General features: G+C 69.4%; 17 protein-coding genes and 1 pseudogene. 13 read left to right on the forward strand and 5 right to left on the reverse strand.

All coding sequences use genetic code 11. The features are described from left to right. The 3 genes from alc to ACXPWS_RS02175 form a co-directional block, all read right to left on the reverse strand. Positions 1 to 1020, reverse strand: coding sequence for an allantoicase (gene alc, locus ACXPWS_RS02165; protein ID WP_458710862.1), 1020 nt, complete (start codon positions 1018 to 1020; stop codon positions 1 to 3). A 13-nt stretch (positions 1021 to 1033) separates the two neighbouring features. Further along, positions 1034 to 1510 carry a 2-oxo-4-hydroxy-4-carboxy-5-ureidoimidazoline decarboxylase gene (locus ACXPWS_RS02170; protein WP_458710863.1) on the reverse strand — a complete coding sequence of 159 codons (477 nt, stop codon included), beginning with the start codon at positions 1508 to 1510 and terminating at the stop codon, positions 1034 to 1036. An 82-nt stretch (positions 1511 to 1592) separates the two neighbouring features. Beyond that, a complete protein-coding gene (locus ACXPWS_RS02175; protein ID WP_458710864.1) occupies positions 1593 to 2084 on the reverse strand; it encodes an inorganic diphosphatase in 492 nt (163 codons plus the stop codon). Between the two features lie 83 nt (positions 2085 to 2167). On the opposite strand from ACXPWS_RS02175, the gene dacB reads away from it, so the two are divergent. The 5 genes from dacB to ACXPWS_RS02200 are packed head-to-tail and all read left to right on the forward strand — an operon-like array spanning position 2168 to position 8431. Next, complete coding sequence (gene dacB / locus ACXPWS_RS02180) at positions 2168 to 3553, forward strand: D-alanyl-D-alanine carboxypeptidase/D-alanyl-D-alanine endopeptidase (RefSeq protein ID WP_458710865.1); 1386 nt, start codon at positions 2168 to 2170, stop codon at positions 3551 to 3553. Continuing rightward, positions 3550 to 4632, forward strand: a complete 1083-nt coding sequence (locus ACXPWS_RS02185; protein WP_458710866.1) for a zinc-dependent metalloprotease — start codon at positions 3550 to 3552, stop codon at positions 4630 to 4632. Before dacB ends, ACXPWS_RS02185 begins: the two co-directional genes overlap by 4 nt. Then, positions 4611 to 5567 carry a tRNA lysidine(34) synthetase TilS gene (gene tilS / locus ACXPWS_RS02190; RefSeq protein ID WP_458710867.1) on the forward strand — a complete coding sequence of 319 codons (957 nt, stop codon included), beginning with the start codon at positions 4611 to 4613 and terminating at the stop codon, positions 5565 to 5567. Before ACXPWS_RS02185 ends, tilS begins: the two co-directional genes overlap by 22 nt. Before the next feature lie 32 nt (positions 5568 to 5599). Beyond that, on the forward strand, positions 5600 to 6190 hold the full coding sequence (gene hpt / locus ACXPWS_RS02195) for a hypoxanthine phosphoribosyltransferase (RefSeq protein ID WP_458710868.1): 591 nt from the start codon (positions 5600 to 5602) through the stop codon (positions 6188 to 6190). An 18-nt stretch (positions 6191 to 6208) separates the two neighbouring features. Further along, on the forward strand, positions 6209 to 8431 hold the full coding sequence (locus ACXPWS_RS02200; RefSeq protein WP_458710869.1) for a molybdopterin-dependent oxidoreductase: 2223 nt from the start codon (positions 6209 to 6211) through the stop codon (positions 8429 to 8431). On the opposite strand, the gene ACXPWS_RS02205 is transcribed toward ACXPWS_RS02200, so the two are convergent. Both ACXPWS_RS02205 and ACXPWS_RS02210 read right to left on the reverse strand, forming a co-directional pair. Next, positions 8428 to 9165 carry an SIMPL domain-containing protein gene (locus ACXPWS_RS02205; protein ID WP_458710870.1) on the reverse strand — a complete coding sequence of 246 codons (738 nt, stop codon included), beginning with the start codon at positions 9163 to 9165 and terminating at the stop codon, positions 8428 to 8430. The genes ACXPWS_RS02200 and ACXPWS_RS02205 overlap by 4 nt on opposite strands. Before the next feature lie 35 nt (positions 9166 to 9200). Continuing rightward, positions 9201 to 9802, reverse strand: a pseudogene (locus tag ACXPWS_RS02210) (TetR/AcrR family transcriptional regulator). Positions 9803 to 9906: 104 nt separating this feature from the next. On the opposite strand from ACXPWS_RS02210, the gene ACXPWS_RS02215 reads away from it, so the two are divergent. The 8 genes from ACXPWS_RS02215 (at position 9907) to ACXPWS_RS02250 (ending at position 17626) form a co-directional block, all read left to right on the forward strand. Then, a complete protein-coding gene (locus ACXPWS_RS02215; RefSeq protein ID WP_458710871.1) occupies positions 9907 to 11046 on the forward strand; it encodes a spirocyclase AveC family protein in 1140 nt (379 codons plus the stop codon). Between the two features lie 143 nt (positions 11047 to 11189). After that, positions 11190 to 13460 (forward strand): ATP-dependent zinc metalloprotease FtsH, encoded by a 2271-nt coding sequence (gene ftsH / locus ACXPWS_RS02220; protein ID WP_458710872.1) that lies wholly within the window; start codon positions 11190 to 11192, stop codon positions 13458 to 13460. Continuing rightward, complete coding sequence (gene folE, locus ACXPWS_RS02225; RefSeq protein ID WP_458710873.1) at positions 13457 to 14056, forward strand: GTP cyclohydrolase I FolE; 600 nt, start codon at positions 13457 to 13459, stop codon at positions 14054 to 14056. The genes ftsH and folE overlap by 4 nt, the downstream gene beginning before the upstream one ends. A 74-nt stretch (positions 14057 to 14130) precedes the next feature. Next, a complete protein-coding gene (folP, locus tag ACXPWS_RS02230; RefSeq protein WP_458713380.1) occupies positions 14131 to 14925 on the forward strand; it encodes a dihydropteroate synthase in 795 nt (264 codons plus the stop codon). Beyond that, a complete protein-coding gene (folB, locus tag ACXPWS_RS02235; RefSeq protein WP_458710874.1) occupies positions 14918 to 15298 on the forward strand; it encodes a dihydroneopterin aldolase in 381 nt (126 codons plus the stop codon). Before folP ends, folB begins: the two co-directional genes overlap by 8 nt. Continuing rightward, a complete protein-coding gene (gene folK, locus ACXPWS_RS02240) occupies positions 15295 to 15810 on the forward strand; it encodes a 2-amino-4-hydroxy-6-hydroxymethyldihydropteridine diphosphokinase (RefSeq protein WP_458710875.1) in 516 nt (171 codons plus the stop codon). Before folB ends, folK begins: the two co-directional genes overlap by 4 nt. Continuing rightward, positions 15810 to 16286, forward strand: coding sequence for a DUF3180 domain-containing protein (locus tag ACXPWS_RS02245; RefSeq protein WP_458710876.1), 477 nt, complete (start codon positions 15810 to 15812; stop codon positions 16284 to 16286). Before folK ends, ACXPWS_RS02245 begins: the two co-directional genes overlap by 1 nt. 56 nt (positions 16287 to 16342) lie before the next feature. Continuing rightward, positions 16343 to 17626: a DUF6779 domain-containing protein gene (locus ACXPWS_RS02250; protein WP_458710877.1), complete on the forward strand. Its 1284-nt coding sequence runs from the start codon at positions 16343 to 16345 to the stop codon at positions 17624 to 17626. Positions 17627 to 17705: the final 79 nt, after the last annotated feature.

A 17705-nucleotide genomic window follows, 5' to 3' on the forward strand; every position in this document is an offset into this window, starting at 1 on the left:
TCAGGCGCTGGCGTCCCAGATCTGGCGAACCTGTTGCACGCCAACGGCGGTCAGCCGGCCGAAGAGCCGCAGCCGGGCCATCCCGCCGTCGGGGTAGATGTCCAGCCGGGCAGCGGCGACCGGCCGGTCATCGTCGATCAGGAAGCGGTGCCGGGTGTCGGGCTGCAACTCGGTGCGCGCCAGCAACTCGAACCAGTCACCGTCGTCGGTGGACCGGCCGGACAGCCTGGCCCAGCCGGGCGCGTTGCCGACGAAGTAGGAGGTGTCCAACTCGGCGGTTGCCAGCACACCCTCGCCGGCCAGGTGCACCTGAACCCAGTCGTTGCCGGTGTCGCGGCGCCGCGAGGTCTCCCAGCCCTCACCCATGTTCCTGGGCGTGCCGGGCAACAGCAGATTGTTGGGCGAGCCATAGAACATGTTGGAGCAGGCCGTGATCCGGCCACCGTTCTCCAGGGCCGCCAGATCCAGCGGCAGCACCTCGGCGAACTGCGGGTCCAGCACGGCCTCGCCGTGCACCCGGAATCGGGCGATACCGCCGTCGGGATACATCGACAACCGCACGTGGGTCCAGCGCCGGGTCGACTTGACCGGCAACGGGTTGCGGGTGTCGCCGTTGACCGCGCTGCGCTCCACGATGGTCGTCCACTCGGTCTTGTGCACCAGTTCCTCGACCGAGGGATGGCCGGGGACGAATGCCGCCTCGACCGAGACGTGCGGGGGATAGTTGCCGGTGAACCAGGCGGTGTCGACCACGGCTCCGTGCACGACGGCCGGTGCGCCGAGCCGGATGATCGCGCGGTCACACGAATCGGCGGTGGTGCCGCGGCGCCTGCGGGTCTCCCAGCCGTCGTAGATCTGGCCCTTGTGCCCGAATGTCGCGGGCCGGTGCTCCGCCGCGGCAGGCGTGATCAGGTTCTCTTTTTCGGCGAACACGTCGTCGGTGGCCCAGACCACCGCACCGCCTGCGGCGCGGGAAGCAAGATCGGGGAAGGCCAGGAAGTGTGGGGGGGTACTGCTCACCAGGCGAGCCTAGTTACCAGTTGTCGAACCCGCCTTCCGGCCCGAGCATCCGCTCCAGCCGGGTCCGGTTGATCTTGGCCAGTTCGTTGCGCACCACCTTGCGCTCCGTCTCGACATCGTGGTGCATGCGGTCGGCGACCGTGGTGAGCACGTCGGGGGCGCACAGCCCCGCGACGTACATGACGAAATCGAATCCGAAGGTGTCGCGGTAGATCTGCTCGGCGCTCTTGAGTGCGGCACGTTCGGTGTCGTCGCACGGCCGCACCGAACACGGGTAGGCCTGCAGGATCGCGTCGACGGACTGCTCGGACAGGGCGAACAGCAGGGCGTCGGCACGACGGAACAGACTGTTGTGATCGGCGTAGGGTCGCCCGGCGGCCAGATCACCGGCCAACGTGACGCAATGACAGCACTCGTAGAGCGCATGTACCGCTTTGCGTTCGGGCAACGCGTTGAACGCGTCCAGGCCGATCCCTTGATGCATCAGCACAAAGCCAATGATCGAAGCCCCAGGGCACAGCGGCGTTACCGCGTGTTACGGCGGTGCTAAATCACCGAAAGAGCGGGAAAGCTCAGTGCCCGTTCTTGAACCGCTCGATCGAACGGGCCAGCTCGGCTTCGGCGGCCTTGCGGTCGGCCCAGTCGGCGGCCTTGACGAACTTGCCCGGCTCCAGGTCCTTGTAGTGCACGAAGAAGTGCTTGATCGCCTCGAGCTCGAACGGCGGCACGTCGGCGAGATCCTGGATGTGGTCCCAGCGGGGATCCCCGGCGGGCACGCACAGCAGCTTGTCGTCGCCGCCGGCCTCGTCGGTCATCTGGAACATCGCCACCGGACGGGCCTCGACGACGCAGCCCGGGAACACCGACTCCGGCAGCAGTACCAGCGCGTCCAGCGGGTCGCCGTCCTCGCCGAGGGTGTTCTCGAAGAAGCCGTAGTCGGCCGGGTAGCCGAACGCGGTGTACAGGTAGCGGTCCAGTTTGACCCGCCCGGTCTCGTGGTCCACCTCGTACTTGTTGCGCGATCCCTTGGGGATCTCGATGACGACGTCGAACTGCTCGCTCAAAGCTCCTCCATGGGACTGATGTCTGCGGGGCCGCCACTGTCGCGGCGCGGGTCCACCCTAGAGGTAGCGATACCCTGCTCTATATGCGGCCTGCTCGGTGGCGCCGATCCACCCACCTGGTGATCGGCCTGGTGGTACTGGTGCTGGTGGCCGTCGTCGTCGGCGTCGCCGCACTGGTGACCTCCGGCGATACCGCTGCCCGCAATACCGACGCGGTCCGGCCGCAACCGGCACCGGCGACCGCCGCCCCGGGGGTGCAGGCGCTGGGCAACGACACCGACGAGCCATCGGCCGCCGGCCTGGCCGCGGCGCTGGCCGGTCCGCTGGCCGACCCCAACCTGGGCATGCTGTCGGGCCGGGTGACCGACGCGGGCACCGGCGCCGAACTCTGGACCCAGGGCGCGAACGTGCCGATGCTGCCCGCCTCGACCAACAAGGTGCTCACCACCACCGCCGCATTGGCCGCCCTGGACCGCGACGCGACGCTGACCACCACGGTGCTGGCCGGTGCCACACCCGGTCTGGTGGTGCTGCGCGGCGGCGGTGACCCGACCCTCTCGGCGGCTCCCGCAGGCAAGCCCACCTGGTACAAGGGTGCCGCCCGGATCAGTGATCTGGCCGATCAGGTGCGCCGCAGCGGTACCAACGTGACCACTGTGCAGGTCGACCTGTCCGCCTACAGCGGGCCCACCATGGCCCCGGGCTGGGATCCCGCCGACATCGACGGCGGCGATATCGCCCCGATGGAGTCGGTGATGCTGGACGGCGGCCGGACCCAACCGGTGTCCACCGAGTCCCGGCGGTCCACCACGCCCGGCCTGGATGCCGGCCGCGCGCTGGCCACCGCGCTAGGGGTGGATCCGGCAACCGTGACCGTGGCGTCGGGCCCGCTCGCCGATGCCCGGGAGATCGCGTCGGTGAAATCGCCGCCGCTGCTGGAACGGCTGCGGCAGATGATGAACGAGTCCGACAACGTGATGGCCGAGTCGACCGGCCGGGAGGTCGCGGCCGCGCTGGGCCGGCCACAGAGTTTCGACTCCGCCGCGCAGTCCGTGCTGACGCAGCTGCGCGGCGTCGGGGTGGACACCGCGGGCGCGGTGCTGGTGGATTCCAGCGGGCTATCCCTCGATGATCGGCTGACGGCGAACACGCTGGACGGGGCGGTCGCCGCAGCGGTCAGCGGGGAGCACCCCGAACTGCGTCCCCTGGTGGACGTGCTGCCGATCGCGGGCGGCAGCGGCACGTTGTCCAACCGCTATCTGGACACCGATGCGGGTAAGGCCGCGGCCGGCTATCTGCGGGCCAAGACCGGATCGTTGACCGCGGTGAACACGCTGGCCGGCATCGTCACCGACGTGAGCGGGCGGGTGCTGACCTTCGCCCTGATGTCGAACAACGCCGGGCCGACGGGGCGGACGTCGCTGGACGCGCTGGCCGCGGTGCTGCGCTCCTGCGGGTGCGGCGGATGAGCCCCACCGGCGGACTGACCGTGGGTGGCGCCGTCGACTGGGAGTTCGCCGCGGGCGTCGGGGCGAAGCTGACCCGGCCCGCCCCGGTCACCACCGACTACACCCGGGACCAGGCCGTCGCCCAGCTCGCCGAACTGGCCCGCCGCGCTGAGCTTCCGGTGCGCGAGGTCACCGGTCTGAACGAGGGCGCCGACATCCCGGAGGCCCGCGTGGTTGATCGCCCGCAGTGGGTCCGGGCGGCCACCGCGTCGATGCGGGTGATGACCGGCGGCACCGAAACCCCAGGCGGGCCGCTCACCTCCAAGATCACCGGCGCGCAGACCGGTGCGGTGCTGGCCTTCGTCTCGTCGGGCATCCTCGGGCAGTACGACCCGTTCGCCGGCGGGCTGGAGCGAAGCGACTCGGGGGGTGTCGCCCTCCCCGGGGGGGAACTGCTGCTGGTGTACCCGAATGTCATTGCGGTGGAACGTCAACTGCGGGTCGACCCCACCGACTTCCGATACTGGGTATGCCTGCACGAGGTCACCCACCGGGTGCAGTTCCGGGCCAACCCGTGGCTGGCCGAACACATGTCGTCCGCGCTGGCCACGCTGACCCAGGACGCCGGCGACCAGGTCGGCGAGGTGGCCGGCCGGCTGGCTGAATATGTCCGCGGACAGCGCAAAGGTCAAGCGGCCGAACCGAATCCGGGCGGAGTGGTCGGCTTGCTGCGGGCCGTGCAAGCCGAACCGCAGCGCCAGGCACTGGACCGCCTGCTGGTGCTGGGTACGCTGCTGGAAGGGCACGCCGAGCACGTGATGGATGCGGTCGGGCCGGCCGTGGTGCCGTCGGTGGCCACCATCCGGCGGCGGTTCGACGAGCGTCGTCAACGCAAACAGCCTCCACTGCAACGGATCATCCGCACTCTGCTCGGGTTCGACGCCAAGATGAGCCAGTACACCCGCGGCAAGGCCTTCGTCGACGATGTGGTTGCCCGGGTCGGGATGTCCCGGTTCAACACCATCTGGACGGACGCCGCGACGCTGCCGCTGCCCGCGGAAATCGAAGAGCCACAACGGTGGATCGACCGGGTGCTGTAGCCGCGCTGCGGTCCGCGGTCGGCGCGTTCGGCGCGGCGCACGGAATGCGACGCTGGTGCGTCGGACTGTCCGGGGGTGCGGATTCGCTGGCCCTGACCGCCGTGGCGGCGTTGGTGGCGCCGACCGTCGCGCTGATCGTGGACCATGGGCTGCAAGCGGATTCGGCCGACGTCGCCCGCACCGCACACGCGCAGGCGTTGCGGCTGGGATGCGTCGACGCGCAGATCCTGCGCGTCGAGGTGGGCACCGCGGGCGGCCCGGAGGCGGCGGCCCGCACGGCCAGATACCGGGCACTGGAGCGCGCCCGCGCCGGGCTGCCCGTCCTGTTGGCGCACACCCTCGACGACCAGGCCGAGACGGTGCTGCTGGGGTTGGGCCGCGGCTCCGGTGCCCGGTCCATCGCCGGGATGCGTGAGTTCGACGACCCCTGGGGCCGCCCCCTGCTGGCCGTGCGGCGGGCGACGACCAGGGCCGCCTGCGCCGAACTCGGCCTGGACCCGTGGCAGGACCCGCACAACAGCGATCCCCGCTACACCAGGGTCCGGTTGCGCGCCGAGGTGCTGCCGCTGCTGGAGGAGGTGCTCGGCGGTGGGGTCGCCGGCGCGCTGGCCCGCACCGGTGCGGCGCTGCGCGAGGATGCCGAGGCGCTGGACGCGCTGGCCGAGCGGGCGCTACCGGAGGTGCGGTGCGGTGCCGGGCTGGAGGTGAGTGCATTGACCGTGCTGCCGGGCGCGGTGCGCCGCCGGGTGATCAGACGGTGGCTGCTCGAGGCCGGCGCGCGCGACCTCACCAACGGGCAGATCCGCGGGGTGGAGGCCCTGGTCACCGCGTGGCGGGGGCAGGGCGGGGTGGCGGTCGGGTCGGCGTTGCGGCGGGTCCGGCTGTTCGCCACCCGCCGCGACGGGGTGCTGACGATGCACACCGAACCGGTCTGACGTTGGTTCCGGACGGGTTGACGTGGCACGCTGTGGGCGTGCCTGCGCATACCGCTGCCGAGTTGTACTCCGGTGACATCGAGTCGGTGCTCTACACCGAGGAGCAAATCCAGACGCGGGTGGGCGAACTCGCCGCCCGGATCGCCGAGCACTACGGCGAACTCGTTGCGGGCGAGGACGATCTGCTGCTGGTGACGGTGCTCAAGGGTGCGGTGATGTTCGTCACCGACCTGGCCCGCGCCATCCCGCTGCCCACTCAGCTGGAGTTCATGGCGGTCAGCTCCTACGGTTCCTCGACATCGTCGTCCGGGGTGGTGCGCATCCTCAAGGACCTGGACCGCGATATCAACGACCGCCACGTGCTGATCGTGGAGGACATCGTCGACTCCGGACTGACCCTGTCCTGGCTGTTGCGCAACCTGGCCACCCGGCGCCCGCGCTCACTGCAGGTGTGCGCGCTGCTGCGCAAGCCCGACGCCGTGCGCGCCGACGTGGACATCTCCTATATCGGCTTCGACATCCCCAACGAGTTCGTGGTCGGGTACGGGCTGGATTACGCCGAGCGCTACCGCGACCTGCCGTTCATCGGCACGCTGGAACCCAAGGTGTACGAGCACCCGTAAGCGGCGCACAATGCGGTGATGACCGAAACAGCCCTTCGGATCTGCCCACTGTGTGAAGCCACCTGTGGCCTGGTCCTGACAGTCGATGCCGGCCGGGTCACCCACGCCCGCGGCGATGCCGACGACGTGTTCAGCGCGGGCTTCATCTGTCCCAAGGGTGCCAGCCTGCCCGGGCTGGACAACGACCCGGACCGGTTGGCCGGTCCGCTGATCCGGCGGGACGGCGAACTGGTCGAGGCGAGCTGGGCGGAGGCCTTCGAGGCGGTCGCCGCCGGGCTGAGCGGTGTGGTCGCCGCGCACGGGGGGACATCGGTCGGGGTGTATCTGGGCAACCCGAATGCGCACACCGTCGCCGGGGCGCTGTATGCCCCGGTGATCGTCAAGGCGCTGGGCACCCGGCAGGTGTTCTCGGCGAGCACCCTGGACCAGATGCCCAAGCACGTGTCGCTCGGTTACCTGTTCGGCAGCCCGGTCGCGTTCACGGTCCCCGACATCGACCGCACCGACCATCTGGTGGTCATCGGTGCGAATCCGTTGGTGTCCAACGGTTCTCTGGCCACCGCGGCCGATTTTCCCGGCAAGCTGCGGGCGCTGCGCCGGCGCGGTGGCCGGCTCACCGTCATCGACCCGGCCCGCACCAGGACCGCCGCACTGGCCGACCGCCACATCGCGCCACGCCCCGGCACCGATGCCGCACTGCTGTTCGCCGTGGTGCACGTGCTGTTCGACGAAAATCTCACCGATCTCGGCCAGATCGCCGCACTGGTCAACGGTGTCGACGAGGTGCGCGCGCTGGCCGAGGATTTCGCGCCGGAGGTGGTGGCCGAGCACTGCGGTGTCCCCGCTGCCGAGATCCGGGAGCTGGCCCGCGAGATCGCATCGGCACCGTCGGCCGCGGTGTACGGCCGAATCGGTACGTCCACAGTGGAATTCGGCACGATGGGCAGCTGGCTCGTCGACGTGGTGAACATTCTCACCGGCAACCTGGACTCACCCGGCGGGGCGATGTTCCCGCTCGGTGCCGCCGCTCCCGCGCCGAAACCGCCGGGACCCGGCCGCGGATTCCGCACCGGCCGCTGGCACAGCCGGGTGTCCGGGCATCCGGAGGTGTTGTCCGAACTGCCCGCGGCCGCCCTGGCCGAGGAGATCGACACCCCCGGGGACGGCCAGCTCAAGGCGCTGATCACGATCGCCGGGAACCCGGTGTTGTCGGCACCCGACGGGGCGCGGCTGGACCGGGCGTTGGCCGGCATCGGCTTCATGCTGTCGATCGATCCGTATCTCAACGAGACCACCCGGCACGCCGACGTCATCCTGCCACCGCCACCGCCCTCGGCCAGCCCGCACTTCGACTTCGCGCTGAACAATCTCGCGGTGCGCAACAACGTGCGCTACACGCCGCCGGTGTTGCCGCCGGCCGGCGGACGGCCCGACGAGGCCGAGATCCTGTCCCGGGTGGCGCTGATCCTGTACGGGGTGGGCCCGCACGGAGATCCCGCACTGGTCGACGACCAGGTGATCGCCGGCACGCTGGCCAAGGCGACCGCCGACCCGAACTCGGCGGTGCACGGCCGCCCGGTCGCGGAGCTGACCGCGGCGCTGACCGGCGCGCGCGGCTACGAACGCCGGCTCGACATGATGTTGCGGCTGGGCCCCTACGGTGACGGTTTCGGCGCCGATCCGGACGGCCTGACCCTGGCCCGGGTGCAGGCCGCACCGCACGGCATCGACCTCGGACCGCTGAAACCCCGTCTCGCGCAGGTGCTTTCGACGCCGTCAGGTCTGGTGGAGCTGGCACCCGCCGCCCTGGTCGGTGACACCGCGAGGTTGCGGGCCGCGCTGGGGCAATCGGTCGGCGGTTACCTGCTCATCGGCCGCAGACACCTGCGGTCCAACAACAGCTGGATGCACAACGTCGCGACGCTGACCGGTGGGTCCAACAGGTGCACCCTGCAGGTGCACCCCGAGGACGCCGCCGAACTGGGCCTCACCGATTCGGCCAAGGTGCGCGGACCGGGCGGCGAACTCATCGCCCCGGTGGAGGTGACCGCGAGTATGCGCCGCGGCGTGGTGTCGCTGCCGCACGGCTGGGGTCACGACCGCGCGGGCACCCGGCTCGGCGTCGCGGCGGCCGACCCGGGCGTCAACGTCAATCAGCTCAACGACGGCGGCACGCTGGACCCGTTGTCGGGCACCGCGGTGCTCAACGGCATCCCGGTCGACATCGCGCCCGCGGGTTAGGTCAGCTCCCAGACCACCGTCACCGAGAACCCGACGGTCTGCTGTCCCGGTTCCAACGGCACGGCCTCGGCCATCGCCGCCCGCGGCATCGGGGTCGGCGGGTTGGGGCCGGGGGGACCTGAAGCCTCGGAGATCGAGATGACCTTGCCCAGCGTCAGTCCGGACAGCTGGGCGTACTGTGCGGCGCGGTCTTTGGCGTCATCGAAGGCACGCGCACGCGCGTCCTTCACCAGCTGCGAATCGTCGGTGATCGAATAGTTGATCGAGTTGATCCGGGTGGCTTCGCCGCCGGTGTTGACGATCAGTGCCAGCACATTCGACGCGGTGTCGGTCTTGCGGATCTTGACGTCGATGGAGTTGCTCGCGCGGTAGCCCGAGATGGTCGAGCCGTCGATGTTGTACTGCGGTTGCAGGGACACCTGGGAGGTGCTGATGTCCGACTTGTCGATGCCGGCACCGCCGAGTGCGGTGATCACCGCCTGCTGGCGCTGGCTGGTCTGGTTCAGCGCCGCGGTGATATCGGGCGCGGTGGCCTCCATCGACGCCGCCACCGTCAGCGTGTCGGGGGTGCCCTGCACCTTCCCGTTGCCGATCACCGTCACCTGGCGCGTCGCCTCGGTGCCGGCCGACGGTGAGGCGGCCGGTTTGGAGTCACAGGCCGAGACGCCGAAGGCCAGCGCCGCAGCGATAGTGGCGAAGCAGATCCGGACCGGTGCACGGTGTGCAAGGGGCATGTTCGCACCCTAGCGGCTGCCGCGGGCGTACCTGGTCAAGGCAACTTGATCGCCGACATGTACATCTCCACGATCGGTGTGTAGAGGTCGATATCGTCGAGTTCGCTTCCCAGGACGACCGAATCGCTGGTCGCGATGAGCGCGCGGGCGAAGGTCTGCGCCGGGATCTGCAGGGTGGCTCCGAGCCGGTCCAGGCCTTCGGCGATGAACATGGTCAGGTTGTCCAACACCTCGGCGCGTTTGGCCGCCACCCATTCCCGGGCGTCCGGGTTGCGCAACAGATAGAGCGTGAATTCGTGCCCGAGTGCGGCGTGCTCGGTCCCGTGGTCCTTGGACAGCTGGCGCCACCGCTGCGCGATGCCCTCGAGTTCACGGGCGCCGACCTCGGTCGACTGGCCGAGCGCTTCGGCGAAGGTGTCGAAATAACGGCGCCAGTAGCGGTCACTGACGGACAGGACAGCTCCTCCTTGGTGGCGAAGTGCTTGTAGATCGCCCCCTTGGTGTAGCCGGCCGCGTAGGCGATGTCGTCGAGAGTCGCTGCGGTGAAACCTTTTTCGGCGAACACTTGCTCACCGGCGTCCAGTAGCAGGCAGCGGGTGTGCTCGAGCCGCTTGTCCCGCGTCCAGCGCTGCACCATGCCGGCAATTCTGCCACGACTCCGAGATTCCAATCAAGATTTTAGATACTGACCGGTATATTCACGACGAGCCAGTCGCCAGACGCGCCGGAAGGGCGAATTCCATGAGTGATCTGTCCAGTAAGACCACGCCGCCCACGGGCATCGAGACGGCGGAGAAGAAGATCAAGCCGGTGCAGCTCTGGGCCACCGCGGGCGGTCTGTTGTTGGCGCTGCAGATCTATGTGTGGTCCCGATGGATCACCGGACCGTATTTCGTGCGGGTTCCCGCGGGCCCGACGGATCCGCCCATCCACATGAAGATCATGCTCACCACCAACGCGGTCCTGATGTGCATCGGCCTGCCCGCCGCGGTGTGGTGGTTCCTCATCCGGCCGTGGATCCGGGAGCGGCGGATCACCCTGGACGGTCTCCTGCTGGCGTCGTGCAGCCTGTTCTTCTTCCAGGACCCGCTGCTGAATTACTTCAACACCTGGTGCACCTACAACACCTGGCTGTTCAACCGCGGTTCCTGGTCATCACACATCCCGGGCTGGGTGTCACCGGAGTCGCCGGGCCGTCAGGTCGCCGAGCCGCTGCTGATCAATGCGACGGGTTACGGGATGGTGCTGATGTTGACCATCGCCGGCTGCGCGATCATGCGCAAGATCAAGTCGCGCTGGCCGGCGATCAGCAACCTGCGACTGATCCTGGTCACCTACGCCGTGGCCATCCTGGCCGACTTCGTGATGGAGGGGCTGATCATGCTGCCCTTCGGGCTCTACACCTATCCCGGTGCCATCCGGTCGGTCTCGGTGTTCGCCGGCACCTACCACCAGTGGCCCATCTATGAAGGCCTGATGTGGGGCGGCGTCATGACGGCCCTGTGCTGCCTGCGGTTCTTCACCGACGATCGCGGCCGGACCGTTGTCGAACGAGGACTCGACCAGTTGGGCGGCGGCCTGGTCAGACAACAGGTCATCCGGTTCCTGGCCATCTTCGCGGCCGTCAGCGCGGCGTTCTTCTTCCTCTACAACGTGCCCGCGCAGTGGATCGGGATGCACTCCGATCCCTGGCCGGCCGACCATCTCAAGCGGTCCTACTTCAACGGCGGGATCTGCGGTGACGGCACGGACACCCCCTGCCCCGACCCGATCCTGCCGATACCCACCAAGCGCTCCGGATACATCGACACCGACGGGAAGTTGGTGCTCCCCGAGGGCACACACCTACCGGACACCGTGCCCTTCGAGCGGGGAAACTGAGGGCGCCGGTGCGCGCGAGGCCCAGTCGAGCAGTTCGATCCCACGGCGGGAACTATCGATCGTTGGTGTAGCGGTAGCCTGAAAGTTCTGTACTGCGCACATTGGAAGGACCGGGCCGGTCCAACCGCCGGCGAAAGACATCGATGAACCGAAAAAACGTGATCCGCACACTCACCGCGATCGCGGTGGTGCTGCTGCTGGGTTGGTCCTTCTTCTACTTCAGCGATGACACCCGCGGATATAAACCCGTCGACACGTCGGTGGCGATGGCGCAGATCAGCGCCGACAACGTCAAGAGCGCCCAGATCGACGACCGCGAACAGCAGTTGCGCCTGGAACTGAAGTCCGGCAACGGCGACACCGAGAACAGTGACAAGGTCATCACCAAGTACCCCAGCGGGTACGGCGTGGACCTGTTCAATGCGCTGAGCGCCAAGCACGCCAAGACCAACACCGTGGTCAACCAGGGCAGCGTGCTGGGCTCGCTGCTGATCTACATGCTTCCGCTGTTGCTGCTGGTCGGCCTGTTCGTGATGTTCTCCCGGATGCAGTCCGGCGGCCGGATGGGCTTCGGGTTCGGCAAGTCCAAGGCCAAGCAGCTGTCCAAGGACATGCCCAAGACCACCTTCGCCGACGTCGCCGGTGTCGACGAGGCCGTCGAAGAGCTCTACGAGATCAAGGACTTCCTGCAGAACCCGAGTCGCTACCAGGCGCTCGGCGCCAAGATCCCCAAGGGCGTGCTGCTGTTCGGCCCGCCCGGCACCGGTAAGACGCTGCTGGCCAGGGCCGTGGCGGGCGAGGCCGGGGTGCCGTTCTTCACCATCTCGGGTTCCGACTTCGTCGAGATGTTCGTCGGCGTGGGCGCCTCCCGGGTCCGCGACCTGTTCGAGCAGGCCAAGCAGAACAGCCCGTGCATCATCTTCGTCGACGAGATCGACGCCGTCGGGCGTCAGCGCGGCGCGGGTATGGGCGGTGGGCACGACGAGCGTGAGCAGACGCTCAACCAGTTGCTCGTCGAGATGGACGGTTTCGGTGAGCGCCAGGGTGTCATCCTGATCGCCGCCACCAACCGGCCCGACATCCTCGACCCGGCATTGCTGCGGCCGGGTCGTTTCGACCGGCAGATCCCGGTGTCCAATCCCGATCTGGCCGGCCGCCGGGCCGTGCTGCGGGTGCATTCGGCCGGTAAACCGATCGCCCCCGACGCCGACCTCGAAGGTCTGGCCAAGCGCACCGTCGGCTTCTCCGGCGCCGACCTGGCCAACGTCATCAACGAGGCCGCCCTGCTCACCGCTCGCGAGAACGGCACCGTCATCACCGGGCCGGCCCTGGAAGAGGCCGTCGACCGGGTGCTCGGCGGGCCGCGCCGCAAGGGTCGCATCATCAGCGAGTTCGAGAAGAAGATCACCGCGTATCACGAGGCCGGGCACACCCTGGCCGGCTGGGCGATGCCGCACCTTGACCCGGTGTACAAGGTCACCATCCTGGCCCGCGGCCGCACCGGCGGGCACGCGGTCGCCGTCCCCGAGGACGACAAGGGATTGCAGACCCGGTCGGAGCTGATCGCCCGTCTGGTGATGGCCATCGGTGGCCGCGCCGCCGAGGAGCTGATCTTCCGCGAGCCGACCACCGGCGCGGTGTCCGATATCGAGCAGGCCACCAAGGTCGCCCGCGCGATGGTCACCGAACACGGCATGAGCCCGAAGCTCGGCGCGGTGCGCTACGGCACCGAGCACGGCGACCCGTTCCTCGGCCGCACCATGGGTACCCAGGCCGATTTCGGTCACGAGGTGGCGCGCGACATCGACGACGAGGTCCGCAAGCTGATCGAGGCCGCCCACACCGAGGCGTGGGAGGTGCTCACCGAATACCGGGAAGTGCTCGACACGCTGGCCGGCGAGCTGCTGGAAAAGGAGACCCTGCACCGCCCGGATCTGGAGCGCATCCTCGTCGACGTGAAGAAGCGCCCCCGCCTGACCATGTTCGACGATTTCGGGGGCCGCATCCCGTCGGACAAACCGCCGATCAAGACCCCGGGCGAGATCGCGATCGAGCGTGGCGAGCCGTGGCCGCCGCCCGTCCCGGAGCCGGCATTCCGGGCCGCCATGGCCAAGGCGAATGCCGCGGCCGAGGCCGCCACCGGCCAGAACGGCAATGGCACCGGTCACGGCAACGGCTACCCCAACGGCGCCAACGGCGCACCCAACGGTGCCCAGCCCGACTACGGCGCACCCGCCGGGTGGCACGCTCCCGGCTGGCCGCCCCGCCAGCCCGGCAGCCAGCCTCCGCCGCAGGGCTACTGGTACCCGCCGCAGCATCAGCAACCCGCGCCCGGGTATCCGCCGCAGCAGCAACAGCCGTATCCGCAGTACCCGCCCACACACGGAGAACAGGCCCCCGAGGAGCGCCGATGACGGCGAGCGATGTCACAGCTGCCAACCGTGATTTCGACCAGCCGCGCGCCGAGGCCGCAGTGCGCGAACTGCTGATCGCCGTCGGGGAGGACCCGGACCGGCACGGCCTGGTCGACACCCCGGCCCGGGTGGCACGCGCCTACCGGGAGATCTTCGCCGGGCTGTACACCGATCCCGACGCCGTCCTCAACACCACGTTCGACGAGCAGCACGACGAGTTGGTGCTGGTGAAACAGATCCCGATGTATTCGACGTGTGAACACCATCTGGTGTCGTTCCACGGTGTGGCGCACGTCGGATACATTCCGGGGCTGGACGGTCGGGTCACCGGCCTGTCCAAGATCGCCCGCCTGGTCGATCTCTACGCCAAGCGCCCGCAGGTTCAGGAGCGCCTGACCGCGCAGATCGCCGATGCCCTGATGCGCAAGCTGGACCCGCGCGGGGTGATCGTGGTGGTCGAAGCGGAGCACTTGTGCATGGCGATGCGCGGCGTGCGCAAGCCCGGCGCGGTGACCACGACCTCGGCGGTGCGCGGACAGTTCAAGACGGACAAGGCGTCCCGGTCCGAGGCACTGGACTTGATCCTGCGCAAGTGAATCTCCCCGGTCGGGTTCCCGTCGCTTCGCTCGCCCCGGGCACTCATCCCGTTGCTTCGCTCGCCCCGGTGGTGATGGGTGTCGTCAACATCACCGACGACTCCTTCTCCGACGGCGGGCAATACCTGGACCGCGACCGTGCCGTCGCGCACGCGCTGGCGCTGGTGTCCGACGGCGCCGCGGTGATCGACGTGGGCGGCGAATCGACCCGCCCCGGCGCGACCAGGATGGACCCCGCGGTCGAGACCGCCCGGGTGGTGCCCGTCATCGAAGACCTTGCCGCACTGGGGCTCACGCTCAGCATCGACACCATGCACGCCGCGGTGGCCGAGGCGGCGCTGACGGCCGGCGCCCAGATCGTCAACGACGTGTCCGGCGGCCGGGCGGATCCGGCGATGGCGGGTCTGATCGCGCAGGCCCGGGTGCCGTGGATCCTCATGCACTGGCGTTCCGTCGGCGCCGACCATCCGCACCAGGCGCCCCACTACACCGATGTGGTGGCCGAGGTACGTGACGAGCTGATGCGCAGTGTCGACGCGGCGGTATCGGCGGGGGCGGACCCCGCCAAGCTCATCATCGACCCGGGTCTGGGATTCGCCAAGACCGCCCAACACAATTGGGCCTTGTTGCGGGCGCTGCCGGAATTGGTCGGGACCGGGATACCGGTGCTGATCGGCGCCTCCCGCAAGCGCTTTCTGGGCACTCTGTTGACCGGTGCCGACGGTGAACCGCGTCCCCCGGCGGGCCGCGAGACCGCGACCGCGGTGATCTCGGCGCTGGCCGCGCGGGACGGAGCCTGGGGAGTGCGCGTACACGATGTGCGGGCATCCGTCGACGCACTGAAGGTGGTGGAGGCCTGGCATGGCTGATCGGATTGAACTGCGCGGCTTGACCGTTCGAGGACATCACGGGGTGTTCGACCATGAGCGCCGCGACGGCCAGGACTTCGTCGTCGACCTCACGGTGTGGGTGGATCTCGCCGCGGCCGCCGCCAGCGACGAGCTGGCCGACACCCTGGATTACGGAGCGCTGGCCCAGCGGGCCGCCGATATCGTCGCCGGACCGCCCCGCAATCTGATCGAGACGGTGTCGGCCGAGATCGCCGAGGACGTGATGACCGACCAGCGGGTGCATGCGGTCGAGGTCACCGTGCACAAGCCGAGCGCCCCGATCCCGCTGACGTTCAACGACGTCGCGGTGGTGGCGCGCCGGTCCCGGCGGCCGCGCGGGGATCGCCCGTGACCCGGGCGGTGCTGTCCATCGGATCCAACCTGGGCGACCGGCTGGCGCACCTGCAATCGGTGGTCGACGGCCTCGGCTCGGCCGTGCTGGCGGTGTCGCCGGTATACGAGACCGATGCCTGGGGCGGTGTCGAGCAGGGACCGTTCCTCAACGCGATCGTCATCGCGCAGGACTCCGGGATGGATCCGACCGACTGGTTGCGCCGTGCCCAGAAATTCGAGGACGCGGCCGGAAGAATACGTGAAATCCATTGGGGGCCACGCACCCTGGATGTCGATGTGGTCACCTGCCAGGACGGTCGCGAACAGCTGCGCAGCGCCGACCCCGAACTCACCTTGCCCCACCCGTACGCGCATCTGCGGGCATTCGTGCTGATTCCGTGGCTGGCCGCCGACCCGGCCGCGCGGCTGTGGGTGACCGGCACGGACCGGCCGATCACCGAACTGCTCGCCGAACTCGACGCGAAGGAACGCGCCGGCGTCCGGCCGACCGATCTGGTGCTGAGCCGCTGATGGGCCCGACCCGCAAGCGCGATCTGGTGTTCGCCACGGTGGCCACCGCCGTGGTGGGCTACCTGCTGGTGGTCTGGTTGTACCGGTGGTTTCCCCCGATCACGTTGTGGACCGGGGTGTCGCTGTTCGTGCTGGCCGGCGCGGAAGCCGGCTGGGGGTACTTCGTCCGGGGCAAGATCCGCGACGGGCGGATCGGGGTCGGCGGGGGCCGATTGCATCCGCTGGCGGTGGCCCGATCGGTCGTCGTCGCCAAGGCGTCGGCCTGGGTGGGCGCCCTGGTACTCGGCTGGTGGGCGGGTGTACTGGGCTATCTGTTGCCACGCCGGGGGGAACTGCGGGTCGCCGGCGAGGACACCGCGGGTGCGGTGGTGGCCGCGCTGTGCGCGTTGGCACTGGTGGTCGCGGCGTTGTGGTTACAGCATTGCTGCAAGTCCCCGGACGAGCCCGACGAGCACAGCGACGCCGCAGCTGAGTAGCCGAATCGCCGTGCCGGTCGACACGCGATGTGACCTGTGAACGGTACAGTCGGCCCATGACCGATCCGTCCCGCGGCATGCGCGTTCGGCGCGTTTCCCGGAGGCCGGGTTGGATCCTGCTGTCGGTGTTGCTGGTGCTGGCCATCGTCGCCAGTTCCGTGCTGGTGTTCACCAATCGCGTCGAGTTGCTCAAACTCGCAGTCGTACTGGCGTTGTGGGCCGCGGTGGTCGCCGCCTTCGTCTCGGTGATCTACCGCAGGCAGAGCGATGTCGACCAGGCCAAGGTGCGGGATCTGAAGCTGGTCTACGACCTCCAGTTGGACCGGGAGATCTCGGCCCGGCGCGAATACGAACTGGCGGTGGAGTCGCAGCTGCGCCGGGAACTCGCGGCCGAACTGCGCGCCCAGGCCGCCGACGAGGTGGCCGCGCTGCGCGCCGAACTCGCGGCGCTGCGCAACAACCTGGAGATCCTCTTCGACACCGATCTCGATCAGCGGCCCGCACTGGAAACCGATCGGCCGGCAGGCCGGGTGATCGCCAGCCGCATCGATGTCGAGGAGCGCAGAGATGCCGATCCCCGCACCGAGGAAAGCCCGATCATCGACGTTCCGGCCGAACCCGATGTGCCCGAGCCGCAATGGGATCAATGGCCGCCGGCCGGCGGCGCCCACCGCCGCTCCGGTGAGGCGCAGCGACCTGCGGCCTGGAGTGAGCCGCCGCCCCCGGTGCGGGAGTCGGTGTGGCAGCCGCCCGTCCAGCCACCGCCCCTGATCCAGCCGCAGAGCCCGCCGCCCCCCGCGTGGAACCCGGCACCGCAGCCACCGCCCTATCCGGCGCCCGAGCCGGCCCGCCAGCCTGCCGCCGACTGGCAGCCTGCGCCGGCCGAAGGTCATTTCATCCCCGCCGGCGCGCCCGGCAGCAATTGGGTGGCGCCGCCGGTCAACGGCACGCCGCCACCGTCGACGCCCGCCCATCCGGAACCGGCCATGACCCCGCCGCCGGTGGAGAACCGGCGCGGGCGCCACTCCAGCAGTGGCGAACCAGAGGCGCCGCCACCGCCGCGCGCCCGGCATTCGGTTCCCCCGGAGACCCGGGAGAACCCCGCCTCGCCCACGCTGGCGACGCCGCCGCTGCCGCCGGAACCGGCCAGGTCGGCCCGGCACCGCAATGCCGACGAACCGCCGCCTGGGCCGGAGACTCCGGACGAGGGCGCAGGTCAGCACGCGGGTGGGCAGCCGGTGTCGGAGTTGCTGTCGCGCCTGCAGGCAGGCAGCTTCGGGGGCCAGCGCAGCGACGGGGGAAGCACCGGAGGCGGGCGGCGTCGACGTCGCGACGAGTGAGCTACGCTCATGGCGACCGTCCGGTACCTGCACGGCAGGACCGGAACGACCGATTCTGAGACATTTGCGAGGTCACTGC

The organism is Mycobacterium sp. BMJ-28, from assembly GCF_054404835.1.

What these genes read in the sequence shown, in the direction of transcription:
- folP (WP_458713380.1), top strand. Translation starts at nt 14,131, where the DNA reads ATGGGTGTCGTCAACATCACCGACGACTCCTTCTCCGACGGCGGGCAA.
- ACXPWS_RS02200 (WP_458710869.1), top strand. Translation starts at nt 6,209, where the DNA reads ATGACCGAAACAGCCCTTCGGATCTGCCCACTGTGTGAAGCCACCTGT.
- dacB (WP_458710865.1), top strand. Translation starts at nt 2,168, where the DNA reads ATGCGGCCTGCTCGGTGGCGCCGATCCACCCACCTGGTGATCGGCCTG.
- ACXPWS_RS02245 (WP_458710876.1), top strand. Translation starts at nt 15,810, where the DNA reads ATGGGCCCGACCCGCAAGCGCGATCTGGTGTTCGCCACGGTGGCCACC.
- folE (WP_458710873.1), top strand. Translation starts at nt 13,457, where the DNA reads ATGACGGCGAGCGATGTCACAGCTGCCAACCGTGATTTCGACCAGCCG.
- ACXPWS_RS02205 (WP_458710870.1), bottom strand. Translation starts at nt 9,165, where the DNA reads ATGCCCCTTGCACACCGTGCACCGGTCCGGATCTGCTTCGCCACTATC.
- ACXPWS_RS02215 (WP_458710871.1), top strand. Translation starts at nt 9,907, where the DNA reads ATGAGTGATCTGTCCAGTAAGACCACGCCGCCCACGGGCATCGAGACG.
- folB (WP_458710874.1), top strand. Translation starts at nt 14,918, where the DNA reads ATGGCTGATCGGATTGAACTGCGCGGCTTGACCGTTCGAGGACATCAC.
- ACXPWS_RS02250 (WP_458710877.1), top strand. Translation starts at nt 16,343, where the DNA reads ATGACCGATCCGTCCCGCGGCATGCGCGTTCGGCGCGTTTCCCGGAGG.
- ftsH (WP_458710872.1), top strand. Translation starts at nt 11,190, where the DNA reads ATGAACCGAAAAAACGTGATCCGCACACTCACCGCGATCGCGGTGGTG.
- ACXPWS_RS02185 (WP_458710866.1), top strand. Translation starts at nt 3,550, where the DNA reads ATGAGCCCCACCGGCGGACTGACCGTGGGTGGCGCCGTCGACTGGGAG.